This window comes from Sphaerochaeta sp. S2, assembly GCF_016406725.1.
Taxonomy (GTDB): Bacteria; Spirochaetota; Spirochaetia; order Sphaerochaetales; family Sphaerochaetaceae; genus Sphaerochaeta.
The window spans coordinates 1-5,808 of sequence record NZ_JAEKNT010000252.1 but is presented as its reverse complement, the minus strand read 5'-3'; the positions used below and the strand labels follow the sequence as shown (position 1 = coordinate 5,808).

The following is a 5,808-nucleotide window of genomic DNA, read 5'->3' as shown; positions in this document are numbered from 1 at the left end:
AAGATCAAGGTATGTTACCTTGAGCAGGAACTCAGCGGATTCGCCGTTCACCTGATCAAGGCATAAATCAAGATTTTTACATTCTATGCCGGTGCACACCTCTAGCTGTACCGGCATTTTTCTTCAATACTTGCATTGATGAATATCCAACAATGCAACACGTTTACGAGCGAACAAAAACAACACATTGAAGAGCTGTATGCACTCTGCTGCCTGCAGGAACCACTTACCCAAGAACTCTTTCTTGTGAGTGATATGAACGTAGAGCCAGAAAAGCCGTGCTTCTTCCTTGGGTATGAGGCAGCACAGCTGGTCAGTGTCCTGACAGCATTTTTCCCAACCAAAGAAGAAGTTGAGTTCACCGGCTTCACCCATCCAGGAAAAAGAGAGCGGGGTTATATGACGGCTCTTATTGCTGCAGCACTCCCCCTCTTCTCACACACAACCTATACCCAAGCACTGTTCATCAGAGAAAAGGGATCGAAAAGTGGAGAGAAGTACCTCAACAAGCGCTATCCAACCATCGCACGGACAGAGTATGTACTGGAACTGAAGAGCAGTGAATGGAGAACCAGGCAAAGCACCGGTATGCTCACTGAAGTTACCCAGCAAACACAAGAGATTGCAGGGAAAATCCTGAGTGAAATTTTTGAGCAGGATGAGCAGACCAGCAAACAACACCTAACCTTCCTTCTCTCTCGCCCTGATGGTCAGGTATTTCTCTACTATATTGAAGGAGTGCCGGTAGGTACGCTGAATGTGCACTACCTTGATAAAGAGGTGGCAATGATCCATGCAGTGGGTATTCACAAGGCATATAGAAGAAGAGGCTACGGTTACCAAATGATGGAATCTTCTCTCAATACACTCACGAAGAAAACAGAAGCAATAAGACTGGAAGTTGATAGTGACAACCCTCCAGCCCTTGCCTTATATCAGAAACTTGGCTTTTGTACGCTGAACCGAGTTGATTACCATGCAATGATTTTTTGATAATGGTTTCAATTTGGCGGTTGGAAGGATTTACCTTGACTGCAGGAACTTGGCGGCATTAGCATAAAACATACATAGTTCTTTGTCTATCTAGATGGACATCATACGAAATTTTGGAGGAAAGCATGAAAAAAACTATTGCTTTGGTTTTGGCTCTCGTAATGCTCGTACCTGCACTGTTCGCACAGGGAGGCCAAGAGGCTGCTCCTGCACCAGCTGCAAGTGAGACTGAAGCTCCTGTGGCTGCTGCTTCGGGAAGCGTAAATGCCTATACGACGCTTGAGGAACCTCTTGCTGCAAAACTGTTCCAGCTGTTTGAGGAAGAGACTGGTATCAAGGTTAACTTTGTTCGTCTCAGTGGTGGAGAGACGGTAGCCCGTCTTGAGGCTGAGGCATCCAATCCCCAGGCATCCATCTGGGTTGGTGGTGTTGGACTTGACCACATCACAGCAAAGAGCAAAGGCTTGACTACCCCTTATGTAAGTCGCTACACGTCCAAGACCCCTGAGCAGTTCCGTGACCCGGATAACTTCTACATCGGTCTCTATGTTGGTCCTCTCACCTTCGTGACCAACCTTGATCGTGCAGCAGAGCTTGGATTCGATCCCCCCAAGAGCTGGGCTGATCTTCTCAAGCCTGAATACAAGGGATATATCCGCATGGCAAACCCCAACTCCTCCGGTACTGCATACAACACCTTGACCACAGTTCTCGATATTTTTGGAACTGAGGACAAGATGATTGAGTACATGAAGGAACTGGACAAGAACATCGACCAGTACACCAAGAGCGGAAGTGCTCCTGGCAAGAGCGTTGCAACCGGTGAAATCCCTGTTGCTATCGGCTATGCACACGACCAGGTCAAGCTCAAGGCAGCTGGTTCCCCAATCGTAATCACCGCTCCTTCTGAAGGAACCGGATACGAACTGGCAAGCATGTCCTTGGTAAAGGGTGGTCCGGATACAGTCAATGCAAAGAAACTGTATGACTGGGTTCTCTCCAGTCCTGTTGCCCAAGAGACCTTCACCGAGTGGTACGTGGTACTGGTAGCTGAAGGGGCTGCCAAGCATCCTGATGCCCTGTCAATCAATGAGATCAAGACAGTCAACCAGGATATGGCTTGGGATGGAGACAAGGTCAACAAGACCCGTCTGCTTGACCGCTGGACCAATGAGATCGGAAATAAGAGATAATTACCAGTGGTAATTTAGCTTTTCCTACCACCCTGCAAGCTCTCTTGCAGGGTGTGTAGTTCCAACGGAATGAATCGATGTTTACAAAAAAACGCATCCTTCAGTTCTGCGCTGCAGCGCTGATATTCCTGCTGGCTGATTTCTGGATGTACAGCACACTCTCTTCTGATTTTAGATCATATGAAGCAGAGCGTAATTTCAATGAAATTGAGCTGTTCGCGCAAACAGTTCCCGATGAGAGGACCCCACAGGATTTTGCCCGTTGGGTTCCAACGGTTAAAGACATCATCCCAGGGGCGAGAGCTCTTTATCTTACCTTTGATGAACAGAGCTTCAACTTTATACCTGAAAGTGGATCTGAGACGGTAAATGCTTTATTCCAAGCGTATAGCAGCACTCCTGAATTCCAAAAGGCCATGGAGAGTGTCTACTATCTGGAGCCGATGAAGCTTGGATCAACCTATCAAGCTGATTATAGCCTGGACCCTGGTACGATTAGCGCAGATACCATTAAAAGCCAGGTATACTTTGTACCCGTTGTGGATGAGACAGGGTATCAAGTATCCGGAGCTGCAATGATTCTTGTCCCTTCCAGTACTGCCACTGGATACAGCAACTTGCTCAAGACCCTGTTCATAGCCGCGGCAGTGGTGTTCTTGGGGATTCTCCTTGTACTTACCTTTACCCGTGATCCATTGACGGGATTCATGGTACTGGGATTGTTTGGTATTGTCATAGTCTTTATCGCTTACCCCTTGGTAGAGGCCATCAGGCTCTCATTCATGAAAGATGGGGTATTCAGCCTTCAGACATGGAAAGAGAGCCTCTCCCCAACCTACTTGGTCGCACTGTGGGGCTCGCTCAGACTGGGTGTGCTTACAGCTACCATTTCCACGCTGGTCGGCTTCATGTTTGCCTTCCTGATTGAACGGACAAGTTTCAAGAAAAAGAAATTGATGACCACCATGGCAACCATGCCGGTCATATCCCCACCGTTCAGTCTCTCCCTCTCCATCATTCTCTTGTTTGGTAACAATGGACTGATCAGTAAACAACTGCTTCACCTGAATACGTCCATTTATGGCTTGGGTGGCCTGACGATTGTACAGGTAATCGGAATGTTCCCCATTGCGTTTATGACGATCAGTGGTGTCTTGAGACAGATTGATTCCACCGTGGAGGACGCCTCCCTTGACTTGAGTGCCACCAGATGGCAGACATTCAAGGAGATAACCCTCCCCCTTTCTGTTCCTGGCATTCTATCGGCTTGGCTGTTGGTTTTCACCAATTCGCTGGCTGACTTTGCAAACCCGTTGTTGCTGAGCGGTGACTACCGGGTACTCTCAACGGAAGCCTATATGTTGGTAACCGGTCGTAGCAACCTCGGAGCTGGTTCAGCCCTATCATTCATCCTTTTGATGCCAACCCTCACAGCCTTCTTGGTACAGCGAAACTGGGTTGCAAAGAAGAGTTATGTAACGGTGACAGGAAAACCTTCCACTACGCTTACCGAACTCACCAACAAACCGGTCAGGGTTGCCTTGGAGACCTTCTCCTGGATTTTCCTTGGCTTCATTGCCTCTCTCTACCTGACCATCGTGGCAGGTTGTTTCGTGGTCAACTGGGGTATCGACTACTCCTTCACCCTGGCAAACTGGGGCGAAGCTGTCTCTCGTGGATGGACATCCATTCGTGACACGGTAACCCTGGCTGCCATTGCAACACCAACAGCAGGACTGTTGGCTATGCTTGCCGCAATGTTGATAGTAAGAAAGAAATTCCCCGGAAAACGATTTCTTGAGATGTTGATCATGACCCCTTATGCCATTCCTGGTACCTTGATCGGTATCAGTTACATTCTGGCATTCAACCGGCAACCACTCTTGCTGGTAGGAACTGGGGCGATCATTGTCATAAACTATGTAATCAGAGAGCTACCGGTAGGACTGGAGAATGGCATTACTGCCCTTCACCAGATTGATCCTGCCATCGAGGAGAGCGCAGCTGATCTCGGTGCCGATGTACCTACAGTCTTCAAGACGATCGTCCTTCCCTTGATTCGTCCGGCATTCCTGTCCAGCATGTCCTACACCTTTGTACGGTCCATGACTGCTGTCAGTGCAATCATCTTCTTGATTTCGGCTCGCTGGAATCACCTGACCGTTCTGATCTTCAACTTCTCGGAGAACCTTCGTTTCGGTCTCGCCAGCGTCTTGTCAACCATCCTCATCGTCATCGTCCTCTCTGTCTGGGGTCTGATGCAGGTTGTGGTTCGTGATGACAAGCTCACCCAAAAAACTATTTCAACCCGCTAAGGTGGTGATGTATGGAAAAGAAAAGCGTATCGGTAACCCTTGAGCATGTAACCAAGAAATTCAAGGATGTAAAAGGAAAGTCTGATGTCATTGCTGTCAATGATTCTCACTTCGTCATCGAACCTGGCGAGTTGGTAACCCTGCTTGGTCCTTCCGGTTGTGGCAAGACCACCACGCTCAGAATGATAGCAGGATTCGAGCTTCCCACTGAGGGAAAGATATACATTGGAAACGAGGAAGTCACCATGCTACCCCCGAACAAACGTGACACTGCCACCATGTTCCAAAGCTATGGCCTCTTCCCTCATATGACGGTCTTCGACAACGTAGCCTATGGATTGAAACTTCGTAAGATTCCCCATGAGGAAATCACCAAGCAAGTGAATGAAACCCTCTCCTTGGTCGGACTTGCCGACTATGGGGACCGTGCACCTTCCAAGCTCTCTGGAGGACAGCAACAGCGAGTTGCACTCGCACGAAGCCTTATTGTCACCCCATCAGTGTTGTTGCTTGACGAACCTCTGTCCAACCTTGATGCATTGCTTAGAGAGCAGATGCGTGTAGAAATACGTAAAATCCAGAAGGAATTGGGCATTACCGCTGTCTATGTTACGCACGACCGAGTTGAGGCCATGAGCCTCTCAGACCGTGTAGTAGTCATGAAGGACGGATATATCCGCCAGATTGGCTCCCCGATAGATATCTATGAAAATCCTGATTCACGCTTTGTTGCTGGTTTTGTCGGCAAGGCTGCCTTCTTCCCTGTCAAGGTAATGAAACAGGAAGCAAACCTTTGGACCTGCCAGCTTGGAGAGAAAGAGGTTGCAGTAGAGCGTGCTGCAACCGATGTGGAGGTAGGAACTGAAGCGGTGCTGATGGCTCGTCCTGAATCACTCCGTGTTGTGGAGAAGGGAAAGGGCAAGATTGAAGGGAAGGTCAGGATGAATGTCTATCTTGGAAACAGCATGGAAGCATTCATCAACACCTCCTTCGGAGAAGTCCTGGTACAGATTGACGACCCACATGCAAAGAAGGTGTTTGGGGAAGGGGAAGAGGTCTCAATTGACTTCACTCCCGATCGCGTCCGATTGCTTAACAAGAACGAAGAGTAACCAGATAGTGATTGCTCAACGAGAAAACAGGCTGTTCTCACAGCCTGTTTTTCTGTATGACAAGATTTCTACAAACCTTACTTGGTATCGTTCTGAACTACCCAACAAGCTGCAGAATGTCCTGGTGATACTTCCTTCAATGGTGGGTATTCCCTTCGGCACTTTTCTACAGCATAGGGACACCGGGGGTGAAAG

Annotated in this window: 5 protein-coding genes; all 5 read left to right on the top strand. The window is 48.5% G+C overall.

The window, feature by feature from the left end:
- Positions 1-138: 138 nt before the first annotated feature.
- The gene (locus tag JF818_RS07145) at positions 139-993 is read left to right on the top strand and encodes a GNAT family N-acetyltransferase (RefSeq protein ID WP_198891343.1); all 855 of its coding nucleotides are present in this window, start codon (positions 139-141) and stop codon (positions 991-993) included.
- Positions 994-1,118: 125 nt separating this feature from the next.
- The gene (locus JF818_RS07140; protein ID WP_198891342.1) at positions 1,119-2,186 is read left to right on the top strand and encodes an ABC transporter substrate-binding protein; all 1,068 of its coding nucleotides are present in this window, start codon (positions 1,119-1,121) and stop codon (positions 2,184-2,186) included.
- A gap of 77 nt (positions 2,187-2,263) precedes the next feature.
- Positions 2,264-4,501 (top strand): iron ABC transporter permease, encoded by a 2,238-nt coding sequence (locus tag JF818_RS07135; RefSeq protein ID WP_198891341.1) that lies wholly within the window; start codon positions 2,264-2,266, stop codon positions 4,499-4,501.
- Between the two features lie 11 nt (positions 4,502-4,512).
- Entirely contained in the window at positions 4,513-5,613 is a 1,101-nt protein-coding gene (locus JF818_RS07130; RefSeq protein ID WP_198891340.1) for an ABC transporter ATP-binding protein, read from the top strand.
- A 7-nt stretch (positions 5,614-5,620) separates the two neighbouring features.
- Positions 5,621-5,808, top strand: a 188-nt coding sequence (locus JF818_RS16380) for a hypothetical protein (protein WP_233066655.1), incomplete at its 3' end; no start/stop codon positions are given.

Excerpts from the sequence above, each read along its gene's own strand:
- JF818_RS07145 (WP_198891343.1), top strand. The coding sequence starts at position 139 with ATGAATATCCAACAATGCAACACGTTTACGAGCGAACAAAAACAACAC.
- JF818_RS07140 (WP_198891342.1), top strand. The coding sequence starts at position 1,119 with ATGAAAAAAACTATTGCTTTGGTTTTGGCTCTCGTAATGCTCGTACCT.
- JF818_RS07135 (WP_198891341.1), top strand. The coding sequence starts at position 2,264 with ATGTTTACAAAAAAACGCATCCTTCAGTTCTGCGCTGCAGCGCTGATA.
- JF818_RS07130 (WP_198891340.1), top strand. The coding sequence starts at position 4,513 with ATGGAAAAGAAAAGCGTATCGGTAACCCTTGAGCATGTAACCAAGAAA.